11 protein-coding genes are annotated in these 12,325 nt (G+C 70.9%); 4 read left to right on the top strand and 7 right to left on the bottom strand.

Annotated elements, in window-relative coordinates; genetic code table 11:
- Both A8W25_RS30125 and A8W25_RS30120 read left to right on the top strand, forming a co-directional pair.
- A partial coding sequence (locus tag A8W25_RS30125) for a winged helix-turn-helix domain-containing protein (RefSeq protein ID WP_158942811.1) occupies positions 1–551 on the top strand: 551 nt, incomplete at its 5' end.
- A gap of 5 nt (positions 552–556) precedes the next feature.
- Positions 557–2,344, top strand: a complete 1,788-nt coding sequence (locus tag A8W25_RS30120; RefSeq protein ID WP_067167561.1) for an AMP-dependent synthetase/ligase — start codon at positions 557–559, stop codon at positions 2,342–2,344.
- Positions 2,345–2,427: 83 nt separating this feature from the next.
- Here A8W25_RS30120 and asnB read toward each other — a convergent pair whose 3' ends face one another.
- From asnB to A8W25_RS30085, 7 genes are all read right to left on the bottom strand, one after another.
- Entirely contained in the window at positions 2,428–4,272 is a 1,845-nt protein-coding gene (gene asnB / locus A8W25_RS30115) for an asparagine synthase (glutamine-hydrolyzing) (protein WP_067167560.1), read from the bottom strand.
- A 90-nt stretch (positions 4,273–4,362) separates the two neighbouring features.
- Positions 4,363–4,782 (bottom strand): aspartate 1-decarboxylase, encoded by a 420-nt coding sequence (gene panD, locus A8W25_RS30110; protein WP_067167559.1) that lies wholly within the window; start codon positions 4,780–4,782, stop codon positions 4,363–4,365.
- A 38-nt stretch (positions 4,783–4,820) separates the two neighbouring features.
- Positions 4,821–6,236: an aldehyde dehydrogenase family protein gene (locus A8W25_RS30105; RefSeq protein WP_067167557.1), complete on the bottom strand. Its 1,416-nt coding sequence runs from the start codon at positions 6,234–6,236 to the stop codon at positions 4,821–4,823.
- Positions 6,237–6,271: 35 nt separating this feature from the next.
- Positions 6,272–7,285, bottom strand: coding sequence for an alpha/beta hydrolase (locus A8W25_RS30100; RefSeq protein WP_067167556.1), 1,014 nt, complete (start codon positions 7,283–7,285; stop codon positions 6,272–6,274).
- Between the two features lie 34 nt (positions 7,286–7,319).
- The gene (locus A8W25_RS30095) at positions 7,320–8,807 is read right to left on the bottom strand and encodes a flavin-containing monooxygenase (RefSeq protein ID WP_067167554.1); all 1,488 of its coding nucleotides are present in this window, start codon (positions 8,805–8,807) and stop codon (positions 7,320–7,322) included.
- A complete protein-coding gene (locus A8W25_RS30090; RefSeq protein ID WP_067167553.1) occupies positions 8,804–10,204 on the bottom strand; it encodes an FAD-binding oxidoreductase in 1,401 nt (466 codons plus the stop codon). Before A8W25_RS30090 ends, A8W25_RS30095 begins: the two co-directional genes overlap by 4 nt.
- Positions 10,205–10,275: 71 nt before the next feature.
- The gene (locus tag A8W25_RS30085) at positions 10,276–10,740 is read right to left on the bottom strand and encodes an acyl-CoA thioesterase (RefSeq protein ID WP_067167551.1); all 465 of its coding nucleotides are present in this window, start codon (positions 10,738–10,740) and stop codon (positions 10,276–10,278) included.
- Positions 10,741–11,167: 427 nt separating this feature from the next.
- Here A8W25_RS30085 and A8W25_RS30080 point away from each other — a divergent pair, with 427 nt between their 5' ends.
- Complete coding sequence (locus tag A8W25_RS30080) at positions 11,168–11,617, top strand: 4'-phosphopantetheinyl transferase superfamily protein (protein WP_158942809.1); 450 nt, start codon at positions 11,168–11,170, stop codon at positions 11,615–11,617.
- Positions 11,614–12,325: ACP S-malonyltransferase (locus tag A8W25_RS30075; RefSeq protein WP_067167547.1), on the top strand; the 712-nt coding region annotated here is incomplete at its 3' end. The genes A8W25_RS30080 and A8W25_RS30075, both read left to right, overlap by 4 nt.

The following is a 12,325-nucleotide window of genomic DNA, read 5'->3' as shown; positions in this document are numbered from 1 at the left end:
CCCCCGGCACGGCAACGCGAACCCCGCCCACCGCGGTGCGCGTCCTGCGCTGGCCCGAGCAGTCGCACCAGCTCGACCAGTGCCGGGCCCAAGGCGTTCCCCGCCTGCTCCTCGTCGCGCCGACCTCACCTCCCCCGCACTGCGTCGACCAGCTGGAGGACTGGATTCGCACACCCGCCGATCCCCAGGACCTCCAGGCACGCCAGGCCGCGCTGCAAGTGCGGGCAGCACCCCGGGACCCGGTCCTCGACCACCACGGGATCCTGCACTTCGCCGATCAGGCAGTGCCGCTCGGGCAGGGCGAAGCCGATCTGGCCCGCATGCTGCTCGACTCCTACCGCGCGACCGTCGGCCGCGAGGAACTGACACGACGGATGTGGCCCGAGGGCGAGATGCCCCGCCGCAACGCCCTGGACGTACGCGTCCTGCGGCTGCGCCGACGCCTCGCCCCGCTCGGCCTGGTCATCAAGACGGTGTGGGGCAAGGGCTACATGCTCGACACCCAGCCGGAAACCCAGGCTGCCTACCGCCGCACACCCGGAGGCGAGTAAGTACCATGCCCAGCACCACCCTCACCCTCGCGGACCTCGCACCACGCGGCGCCGAACGCTGGCCCCAGGCCCCGGCCCTGCGCTGGCGCACCCCGGAGGGAACACCGCGCCACCTCACCTTCGCCGAAGCCCACGAAGCCACCGACGAGATCGCCCGGGGGCTGCTGGCACTGGGCCTCGCCCCCGGCGACCGGGTGGCGATCCAGAGCCGGCTGCGCCCCGAGTGGACCCTGGCCCTCCTGGCCGCCGCCTCCTGCGGCCTGGTCCTGGTGTCGCTGCTTCCCACCACCGTGCCCGAAGAGGTCGTCCATGTCATCAACGACTGCGACGCAAAGGCGGTGATCTGCGAGGACAGTGAGCAGCTCGCCAAAATACGCACCGCTCTGCCCCGGCTGCCGGGGCTGCGCCACATCATCGTCATCGACGAGGACCCCGCCTCCACCGACCCACCGACGACCCTCGACGAACTCCGCAGGGCCGGCATCCGCGCGGTGCCCGCCGCCACGCTCGCCCGACGTCGCGCCGCGGTCACACCCGACGACCTGCTGGTCATCATCTACACCTCCGGAACCACCGGCCCGAAGAAGGGCTGTGCCCTCTCCCACGGCAACTACGTGGCGGTCCTGCGGGCCCACCCCTCGCCGCCACGGCGCTCGCCGGACACCTCACACGGCACGATCTTCGTCGTCACCGGGCCGCACACCATCGCGCTCCTGATGCAGTTGCTCAGCTGGTGGTCCGGATACACCTTCACCAGTTTCCACGGCAGTTCACCCGACACCATGCCGGCCGAGCTGCGGGCCGCGGCACCCGCCATCGTCCCGCTCGTTCCCCTGGCACTGGAGATGATCTACCGATCGGTCCTCGCCTCCCGCTCCCCATCCGAGCGCACCGAGCTCATCGACGCCGCACGCACCGGCCTGCGCGTGCGGCGGATGCGGGCTGCCGGCGAACGGGTACCGGCCGAACTCCAGGAGTGGTTCGACCACGCCGAAAGCACCCTCTTCGCCGAAGTACGCGAGCGCTTCGGCGGCAATCTGCGCCGCGCGACCGTCTCGGGAGCGCCGGTCTCCCCGGACATCCTCTCCTTCTTCGTCGGCTGCGGGCTTCCCCTGGTCGAGTGCTACGGAATGACCGAGACCGCGGCCGCCGCGACCTCCAACTCCCCCGACGACAACCGTCTGGGCACCGTCGGCAAACCCCTGCCCGGTGTCGAGATAGCCATCAGCGACGACGGCGAAGTCCTCATCAAGGGCGACCACGTCTTCCACGGCTACTGGGGTTACGACGAGGGCGAGTTCGGCGCCGTCCGTGACGGCTGGCTGCACACCGGCGACCTCGGCGAACTGGACCGGGACGGCTATCTGCACCTGACCGGCCGCAAGAAGGAACTCATCCAGCTCTCCAACGGCATGGCCGTTACCCCCCACCCCCTGGAACGGGAACTGCGGGCCCACCCCCTCATCTCGCAGGCCGTGCTTTACGGAGAGGCCAGACCGCACCTGGTCGCCCTGCTCACCCTGGACGCGGAACACGCCGCGCAGTGGGCCGCCGAACGGGCTCTGCCCACGGATCCGCGCGCCCTGGCCTCCCATCCGCTGCTGATCGAGGAGCTGGGCAGGGCACTGGACGGCGCCAACGCCACCCTGCAGGAATACTTCCGCGCCAAGGCGTTCCACGTACTCGACCGTGACCTCAGCATGGCGACCGGAGAACTCACGGTCTCCATGAAGGTGGCCCGCCCCGTCGTGCACGCCCGCTTCCGCGAGCTGTACGAATCGCTCTACGAGTAAACCCCGCAGGGACACGAGGAAGGCCCCGGTTCAGCCGAACCGGGGCCTTCCTCATACCCGCCGCACACGGGGTTGCTTCCTCCTCACATCACCAGGTCGGGCTTGTACAGGTCGAGCCAGACGTGCAGGTCGAGGAGCTTCTCCAGCAGGAGGCGCTGCCCGGGCGCGTTCGCGGAGGCGCCGCAGGGGGTGTCGGCGGCACGTATCGCGGCCTGGCGGTCCACCAGGGCGAAGACCGCCGCGTCCCGCTCCCCCAGGACCGCCCGGGCCTGCCGCTGCAACGCCTCGACGTAGCGGACGTCCTGCGTCATGGGGTACGGGCTCTTGGTGCGGCGCTGGACGACCTCCGGCACGACATGGCGGGTGGCCTCGCGCAGGATGCTCTTCTCCCGCCCGTCGAAGACGTGCAGGGGCCAGGGAATGTTGTACGCGTACTCGACGATCCGGTGGTCGCAGAACGGCACCCTGACTTCGAGGCCGGCAGCCATGCTCAGGCGGTCCTTGCGGTCGAGCATCCCGCCGAGGCTCCGCGTGAGGTGCAGGTAGAGCATTTCACGGGCCCTGCGCCGGTCCGCGTCCTCGCCGTCGAGGAAGGGGGTGGCGGCGACGGCCTCGCGGTAGCGGTGTTCGGCGAACTCCGGCATCTCCAGGGCCCTGCGCAGATCCTCCCCGAGGAAACCGCGCTCCTGCCGGACAGCGCCGGTGGCGGCGGTCAGCCACGGGAAGCCCGCGCTCGCGTTGATCACGGGGTCGTGGAACCACCAGTACCCGCCGAACATCTCGTCGGCGCCCTCCCCGGACAGTGCGACGGTCGAGTGCGCGCGCACCGCACGGAAGAGCAGGAGCAGGGAGTGGTCCATGTCGCCACGCCCCACGGGCAGGTCCCGCGCGGCCACGCAGGCGCGCCGCACCTCCTCGTCGGCGAGGGCCGCCGGGTCCAGGACCAGGTTGGTGTGGCGGGCACCCACGTGATCGGCGACGGCCTGGGCGAAGGCGGTGTCGGGGCTGACGTTGTGTCCGTCGGGGACGAAATGCTCCTGGTGGCCGACGAAGTCGACGGAGAAGGAGCGCAGTGCCTCGCCGCCGTAGGCGAGTTCCCGGGCGGCCAGCCCTGTGATGGCGCTGGAGTCGAGGCCGCCGGAGAGCAGGGTGCACAGCGGTACGTCGGCGACCAGTTGCTCTCGCACGGAGCCCTCCAGCACGGCGGCCAAGCGGCCGGCGGTGACCTCACGGCCGTCGGTGTGCTCGGTGGCCCGCAACTGCCAGTAGGAGCGCTCACGCAGCCCCGACCGGTCGAGCACGGCCAGGTGGGCCGGCGGAAGTTCGCGCATGCCCTCCCAGACGGCGACGCCGGGCGTCTTGACGCCGAGCATGATCTCTCGCAGCCCGTCGAGGCCCACGGCGGCGTGGACGTCCGGGTGGGCGAGGATCGCCTTGGGCTCGGAGCCGAAGAGCACACCGTCCGGTGTGGGGTGGTAGTAGAGAGGTTTGACCCCGAGCCGGTCGCGGACCAGGACCAGCCGTTCGGTGCGGCCGTCCCACAGACCGAAGGCGTACATCCCGTTGAGGCGCTCGACCAGGGCGTCGCCCCACTCCAGGTAGCCGCGCAGCACCACCTCGGTGTCGCTTGCGGTGGTGAACCGGTGGCCGCGGGCGCGCAGTTCGGCGCGCAGCTCGCGGAAGTTGTATACCTCGCCGCTGTAGGTCAGTGCCACCGTGCCGTCAGCGGTGGCGGCGGTCATCGGCTGAACACCGCCGGCCAGGTCGATGATGGACAGCCGGCGGTGGCCCAGGGCCGCGTGCCCCTCGATCCAGATGCCGCCCGCATCCGGCCCGCGGCCGGTCATCGTGGCCGTCATCCGTTCCAGCGGGTCCCGCCGTCCGGTGAGGTCACCGTCGTACGACACCCATCCAGTGATTCCGCACATCTCTTTCCTCCGGGGTGGTTGTGCAGGCCACCGGGGCGGGCCGGCGTCAGGTCGCGGCCCCGCCCCGGTGGCAGTCGCGGGAAGGAAGGGCTAGTCGACGAAGATGTGGTCGCCGCGGAGGGTGGTGCCGTCGGGTGTCGCCTCGGCCGGATCGGATCCGAGGGAGACCACCTTGTTGTCGGCGTCGACGAAGACGACCTTGGGCTCGACCTTGGCGGCCTCCGAGGCTTCGACCATCCCGTACGCGATGATGATCACGAGGTCGCCCGGGCTGATGAGCCGGGCCGCGGCCCCGTTGATGCCGACCACGCCGGAGCCCCGGGGTCCTTCGATGAGATAGGTGGAGAGCCGGTTGCCGTTGTTGATGTCGACGATGTCGACCTTCTCGCCCGGCAGCAGGCCGGCGGCGTCCATGAGGTCGGCACACAGGGTGAGGGAGCCGACGTAGTGGAGGTCCGCCTGGGTGACGGTGGCACGGTGGATCTTGGAGGTGAACATGGTACGGAGCATGGGAAGGGTTTCCTGTCTGTGCGGGGGAGGTTGAGGGATCAGAGCTGGACGGACTTGACTTCGAGGAACTCCTCAAGGCCGAGGACGCCGTGTTCACGGCCGTTGCCGGACTGCTTGTAACCGCCGAAGGGGGTACGGGGGCTGAAGCCCGCACCGTTCACCTCGACCTGTCCGGCACGGATCCGCCGGGCCACGGCCAGGGCACGGTCCCGGTCCGCCGACCACACCGCGGCGGCGAGTCCGTAGGGCGTGGCGTTGGCCAGCGTGACGGCATCGTCCTCGTCGTCGTAGCACTCGATCACCAGCACCGGGCCGAAGATCTCCTCGTGCTGCGCGTCCATCGCGGTGGTGACGTCGGACAGGACGGTCGGGCGGACGTAGTACCCGTGCGGCAGGTCCTCAAGGGGTTCCGCCCCGCCGGTGATCAAGGTGGCGCCCTGGCCCTGTGCCCGCTGGATGTGGCGGCGCACCCGGTCGCGCTGCCCGGCGGAGACCAGCGGGCCGAGCTGGGTGCCGGGCAGCAGGGGGTCACCGATCCTGGTCGCCTCGGCGGCTTTCGCAGCGGCCTGTTCGACCTCGGTCTTGCGGCTGCGGGGCACCACGAGGCGGGTCAGGGCACAGCATGTCTGCCCGTTGTTGAGGAAGGCGGCGGCGACGGCCCGGGGCACGACATCGGCGACGTCGGCGTCCGGGAGCATCACCGTGGGGCTCTTGCCGCCGAGTTCGAGGCCGACCCTCTTGACCGTGCCGGCGGCGGCCCGGCTGACCGTCTTGCCGACTTCCGTGGAGCCGGTGAAGGAGACGAAGTCGACGTCCGGGTGCGCGGCGAGCGCCTGCCCCACCACCGGCCCGGTGCCGCTCACCAGGTTGAAGACCCCTGCGGGGAGACCCGCTTCGTCCATGATCTGAGCGAGGACGAAGACGCTCAGGGGCGCCATCTCACTGGGTTTGAGCACCACCGTGTTGCCTGCCGCCAACGCGTAGGCGGCCTTCGCGGCGACCTGGTACAGCGGGTAGTTCCACGGTGTGATGGCGCCCACGACGCCGAACGGTTCACGGATCAGGAGCGATGGTGCCTGGTGGTGTTCGTACGGGTAGGACTCGCCCACCTCCGCGGCGGTGCGGAAGGCCAGGGCCGCGAGGCCGACCTGGGCGATGCGGGCGAAGCCGATCGGCGTTCCCACCTCACGGGCGATCAGCTCGGCGAGCTCCGGCCCGCGTCGCTCGATGCCGTCGGCCACCGTGCGCAGATACGCGGCCCGGCGCTGGGCGGGCGTGTCGGCCCAGTCGGCGAAGGCCCGCCGTGCCGCACGTACCGCGGCGTCGACGTCCTCGGGTGTGCCGCTCGGTGCCGAGCCGATGACCTTCTCGGTGGCCGGCTCGATCACGTCGATGTCGCTTCGCGAGGTGGAGTCGGTCCAGGTGCCGTCGAGGTAGATGTGGCGGTGGTGCATGCCTTTGCCCCTTCCTGAGGGCCGGGTGGGGGTGGTCATGACGCCGCGCCTGGGCGCCGGAGGCCCGGATACGTTCGCGGCGCGGTGGGCGGGCAACTGCGCACGGCGTGCTCGATGTCGCGCAGCGCCATCTGGAAGGCGGTGAGGTGGGGGAGCAGGAAGAAGATGTGCAGTGCTCCGGGTATCCGGCTCAGCGTCGCGGGCACCTGGTCGCGCTCCAGACGCCGTGCGTACTCCTCCGCCTCGTCGCGCAGGGGGTCGTGCTCGGCGGTGAGGACGAGGGCGGGGGGCAGTCCGGAGAAGTCGTCGGCGAGGAGCGGGGCGGCCAGCGGGCTGCGGGCCACCTCCGCATCGGGCACGTACAGGTCCCAGAAGCGCTCCATCGCGGCGCGGGTGTTGAGATAGCCCTCGGCCTTTTCCCGGTAGGAGGCGAAGTGGGTGTGCCGCGCGGGTGCCAGCGGAGGGCAGATGAGAATCTGCAGCGCGGGGCGCGGGCCGCCCTCCTCATAAGACATCCGGCATGCCGCGGCGGCCAGGTTCGCCCCGGCACTCTCGCCTGCGACGATGAGGCGGCCGGGGTCGGCGCCGAGCGCGGCCGCGCGTGCGGCGAGCGCGCACAGGGCGGCGTACGCGTCGTGCACGGGCCCGGGGAACTGGGTTTCGGGGGCGAGCCGGTACCCGGCGCTGGCGACGACGGCACCGGTCGCGTTGGCCAGCCGGCGCAGCGGCCGGTCGACCAGGTCGACATCGCCCGCGGCCCAGCCGCCGCCGTGGAAGAACACCAGGAGCGGACGCGGCCCGGAGCGCTGCTCCGGCTGGTACACCCGCACCGGCAGCATGCCCGCCGGTCCCGGCACGAAGGTGTCGAGGACGTGGGCCACCGGTTCCGCGGGGCCCTGGGCCTGGCGCAACCGGCCGACCAGCAGCCTCAGTTCGGGGACGTCGGCGCTCTCCAGCGGCGGAAAGCGCTGCTCGCGCAGCGTGTTCAGGAGGGATTCCGAGTCCGCCTGCGACTGCGAGGGGGGTGGTTCTTCCTGGTGCGGGGTCATGGCGTTCCTTGCGGTGAGGGAGACGGACACGAGGTCACGGCCGGCGCTGCCGGGGCAGTGCCGAGCGGAAGTCGGCCAGGTTGAGGCGCGCGGTCCTGCGGCGGTACTCCACCGTCTGGCCGGGCCAGTTGTTGGTCACCCGGCCGGAGGAGTGCCGGTACCAGCTGGTGCAGGTCGCCCACACCGAGCGCCGCGTCCGCCGCGTCATCTCGGCGTCGAAGGCCTCGGCGACCTCGGGGCGCACTTCGAGGAAGGCCCGGGTGCCCTTGGCCAGTTCGAGGACGGCCGCCTTGATGTAGCGGATCTGGCTCTCGATCATGTAGACGGCCGAGCCGGCGCCGATGTTGGTGTGGGGTCCGTAGACGAGGAACAGGTTGGGAAACCCCGGCACCGTCATCCCCAGATGGGCGCGGGCCCCCTCGCTCCACAGGTGCGAGAGCTCCGCGCCGTGCCGTCCGCGCACCCGCAGCGGGCCCAGGAAGTCGGCGGCGGTGAACCCGGTCGCGTACACGATGGTGTCGATCTCGTGCTGGACGCCGTCCGAGGTGCGGATCGCGGTTGCGGTCATCTCCGTGATCGGCTCGGTCACGAGGGTGACGTCGGGCCGCTGCAGCGCCGGGTAGTAGGCGCTGGAGATGCCCACCCGTTTGCACCCGATCTCGGTGGTGGGCGTGAGCTGTTCCCGCAGCGCCGGGTCGGTGAGCTGCTTGGTCAGCTGCGCCTGGCTGCCGCGCCGGGTCAGCCCCACGGTGGGCCGGCGCCGGGTCAGCCCGCTGACCAGTGACTCGTTGAACAGCCACCAGCCCAGCCGCGCGGCCTTGTGCCGTACGTCCCGCACCGGGCGGGGCCCGCGGCGGGAGGTGGGCAGTGGGCGGTCCCACTTGGGCACGACATAGGGTGCCGAGCGCTGGAAGACGGTGAGGTGCTCCACCTCGTCGGCGATGGCCGGAACGATCTGCAGGGCGCTGGCGCCCGTGCCGATCACGGCGACCCTCCGGCCGGACAGCGAGTGGCCGTGGTCCCAGCGCGCCGAGTGAAAGGCCCGTCCGCCGAAGTGCTCCGCCCCGGGGATGCGGGGCACGACCGGCCGGCTGAGCTGGCCGCAGGCGGCGACGAACACCTCCGCCTCGATCGTCTCCCCGGCCGCCGTACGCAGCCGCCACAGCAGCCGGTCCTCGTCGAAGACCGCGTCGGTGACCTCCTGCCCCAGCCGCAGATGGGGGTCCAGACCGTGGGCGGCCACGCACGAACGGAGGTAGTCGAGGATCTCGGCCTGCGGGGCGTACCGCCGCGACCAGGGGTAGCGGGGGCCGAAGGAGTACGAGTAGAGGGATGCGGGTACGTCGCAGGCCGCGCCGGGGTAGGTGTTGTCCCGCCAGACGCCGCCGATGCCGGGAGCCTTGTCGAGGACGACGAAGTCGTCATGGCCGGCCCGCTTGAGGGCCATGGCCACGCCCAGTCCCCCGAAGCCGGCGCCGACGACGGCGACCCGTACGCGCCGGTGGGCCGTGCGGGTGCTCACCGCTCGTCCTCGGCCGGGGCGGGCGGGATGTTGTGGTTGAAACGGAGCAGGTTGTCCGGGTCGTACTGGGCCTTGACCCGGGCGAGGCGCCGCAGCCGGGCGTCGTTCCAGAACGCGCTGACCCGCATGTCCGCGTCGTCCTCGCTGAGCAGGTTGAGGTAGGCGGCGCCGGTCCCGAAGGCGCGCAGCTCGGCGCCCGCCTCGCGCACCCAGCCGCGGCACCGCTCGTTGTCGGCCGGGTCGGCCCACTGGCCCACGATGTGGATCAGCCAGCTCTCCTCGCGGTGCGCGAAGGCGGTGGCGTCGGCGGGGATCCGGGTCGGCTCCGCGTCGAACGGGATGACCTGGAGCGCGGTCTCGGAAGAAGGGAGGTCCGCACCGATGCGCGCCACCGTCTCCCGCTCGGCGACGCCGAACTGCGGCAGGAACTCGCTGGTCCAGTACTGCTGGTGGTCACGCGGGTTGGCGGGGTCCAGCATCGACTGGACCTGGACGAGCGGCATCGGGGCGATGGCGTCGATGAGCGGCTCACCGAACTCGCGGAAGCGCCGCACCACCTCCCAACCCTCCTCGACGTCACCGGCGTAGCGCAGGAAGAAGGCCACGACGGGCCGGCCCTGGTGCTCTTCGGGGAAGAACTCCAGCCGCGGCACCCGCAGGAAGACGACGTCGGTGCTCAGTTCGTCCGGTGTGCCGGCGATCTCCTGGTGCAGGAACTCCAGGACCGCCGGGGCCTCTTCGACCGGGTAGGCGACGATGCCTGCCAGCATCATCGGACCCACCGGATGGGCCCGGTACTCGAAGGAGGTCACGACACCGAAGTTGCCCCCGCCGCCGCGCAGGGCCCAGAACAGCTCCGTGTTCTCGTCGGCGCTGGCGGTCACCAGCTCCCCGTTCACCGTGACCATGTCCACCGAGAGCAGGTTGTCGCAGGTCAGGCCGTACTTCCTCTGGAGCATGCCCATGCCGCCGCTGAGGGTGAGGCCCGCGATGCCGGTCTCGGAGACCTGACCGCTGGGCACGGCGAGGCCGTGGACCTGGGACTCGCGGTCCACATCGCCCAGGGTGGCCCCCGCCTGGGCGCGAACGGTGCGGCGCGCGGGGTCGACGTGCACCGCGCGCATCAGCGACAGGTCGATGAGGAGCCCGCCGTCACAGGTGCCGTGGCCGGCGATGCTGTGCCCGCCGCCACGCACGGCGACGGGAAGGCCCACCTCGCGGGCGTGGGCCAGGGCAGCGAGAACGTCGGCGGTGCCGAGGCAGCGCACGATGAGTGCGGGCCGGCGGTCGATCATCGCGTTGAAGACACGGCGCACGGTGTCGTACTCCGGATCCGCCGGAGTGATCAACTGTCCTCGCAGCGCGGCACGCAGCTGCTCAAGGGCGGGGGAAGTCATGCCTTGCCTCCTGGGGGCGTTCGGCGGTGAGGGAGAAGGCGGACGGCACGGCTGCCCGCCGGTGGTGACGGTCAGGCGTGGGCGGCGGCCGCCTCGGCACGGCGGCGCTCCATGAACTCCTCGAACTTGTCGTGGAGTTCGTCGGTGGCGCGCATCAGCCGGCCGGTGGCGGGATCGACGAGCGAGTGCACCGAGTGGGCTTCCGCGAGGAGGCGTCCGCCGTTCGTGCGGTAGATCTCGTAGTGGCACTCGAGGTGGCGCCGCGGGGTGATCGCCCAGGTCCGGATGGTCAGGTCGTCCAGATACTTGGCCGGCTCGTGAAAGCGCGCCCGGAAGTTCGTCGTGGTGATGGTGTAGTTCCAGAAGTCGACGCCCACGGCCAGCGCGAACGCCTCGCGGCCCAGGTCGAACCAGGGAACGTAGCTGGCGTAGTAGGCATGGCCCTGCACATCGCATTCGCCCCAGCGGACACGGGCGGTCGTATCGATGTGGTTCCAGCCCTCGATGGCGGAAACCGTTTCAACCCAGCGCGGCATGACGCCTCTCTTCTCTCACGGGGGGTTCAGAAAAGGCAGGCCCGGAGGAATGTCGAATTCCTCGACGAGCGCCGAAATGCGGAACTGAGCCGCATCGACATCAGCAGGCTAAGCAGATACGGATAGGCCCGTCAACAAGGCTTCGAAAGCAACTACTCAGCGCCTGCCACCATGACGTTGAGCTGCCAAATCTTACATACTTCTGCCACTTCTTACCGCCCCGGAAAAGAGGACTTTCACGCCCAGTAAGAAGAGGGGACAACAGCCACAGATCGGTTGACACGGATACGGGACGGAATCTAACTTCACTCTCGAGACGGGAAACCGGCAGCCATCCGGAAGGCCTGAATTCTTTCTCGAATTCTGCTTCTTATCCCGTTCTTCAATTTCCCCGACCATCGCGCAGCGACAGGAGTCGTCGATGGAAATGTCAGAAATTCTTCGCGCCACGATGCCCCAGGACGTCCATGCGGCGGGCATCGACCTGGTCGACATGTGCCGATGGGACCTGGCGGTCGCCCGGACCAAGGGGGAGCTTCTGCAACGCGTCTTCACCCTGGCCGAACGCCGCACCGCCGAGGACCGCGCCGACGCGGACACACCGCACGAACGGCTCCTCGGCAAGGCGTTCGGTGTCAAGGAAGGCGTCATCAAAGCCGTCGGAGGACTGCCGGTGGACACGTCCTTCAAGGACATCGAGGTCGAGGTCGCCCCCGGCGAAGCCACCTGGCCGGTGCGCCTCCACGGCGCACTGGGGCAGTGGGCCGCCGCCCGCGGGCTGGAGATGGTGGGCGGCGCACACGACCTCGGCGACGACATGGCCGCCGCATGGGCCGCCGCCCGCACGCCGGAGGAGCCCGGAGGCAGCACGCCATGAGCGGCCTCCCCACGGCCTTCGTCTTCCCCGGGCAGGGCAGCCAGTTCCCCGGCATGGGCCGGGAGCTCGACCGGTTCGGGGACCAGGCCGGGCAGGTCGTCGCCCGCGCCGAGGAGGTCACGGGCCTGCCGGTCGCGGAGCTGATGTCCACGGCCGACGCCCGCACCCTCACCGACCCCGAGATCGCCCAGGTCCTGGTCTTCGTCTGGTCGGCCGCAGCACTGGCCCGGCTGCGCGCCCAGGACTGGCAGCCCGCGTACGTCGCCGGGCACAGCCTCGGTGAGTTCACCGCCTTGTACGCCGCCGGATGCCTGGACCTGGACACCGCACTGCGGCTCGTCTCCTGCCGGGGCCGGGCCATGCGCGACGCGGCCCGCCTGTCCCCCGGGTCCATGGCCGCGATCGTGGGGCTGTCCCTGGACCTGGTCCGCGGCGTGTGCCGCGAGGCCTGCGACGACACGGACCTGGTGACGGTCGCCAACGTCAATTCCCCCCGCCAGGCGGTGGTCTCGGGAAACACACCGGCGGTACGGCGCGTCGTCGAGCGGGCGCAGGTCCTCGGCGCGCTGCGGGCCCGGCAACTCCCGGTCGGCGGCGCCTACCACTCCCCCCTGATGGCACCGGCCCTGCCACCCCTCGCCGCCGAGCTGGCCCGGACCCGGCTCCGCCCGCCCCGTACCCCCCTCATCTCCAGCACCACCGGCCACC

The organism is Streptomyces sp. ERV7 (assembly GCF_001653515.1).
GTDB lineage: Bacteria > Actinomycetota > Actinomycetes > Streptomycetales > Streptomycetaceae > Streptomyces.
Note: the sequence above shows the minus strand (reverse complement) of the source record. Positions and strands in the feature narration are given on the sequence as shown.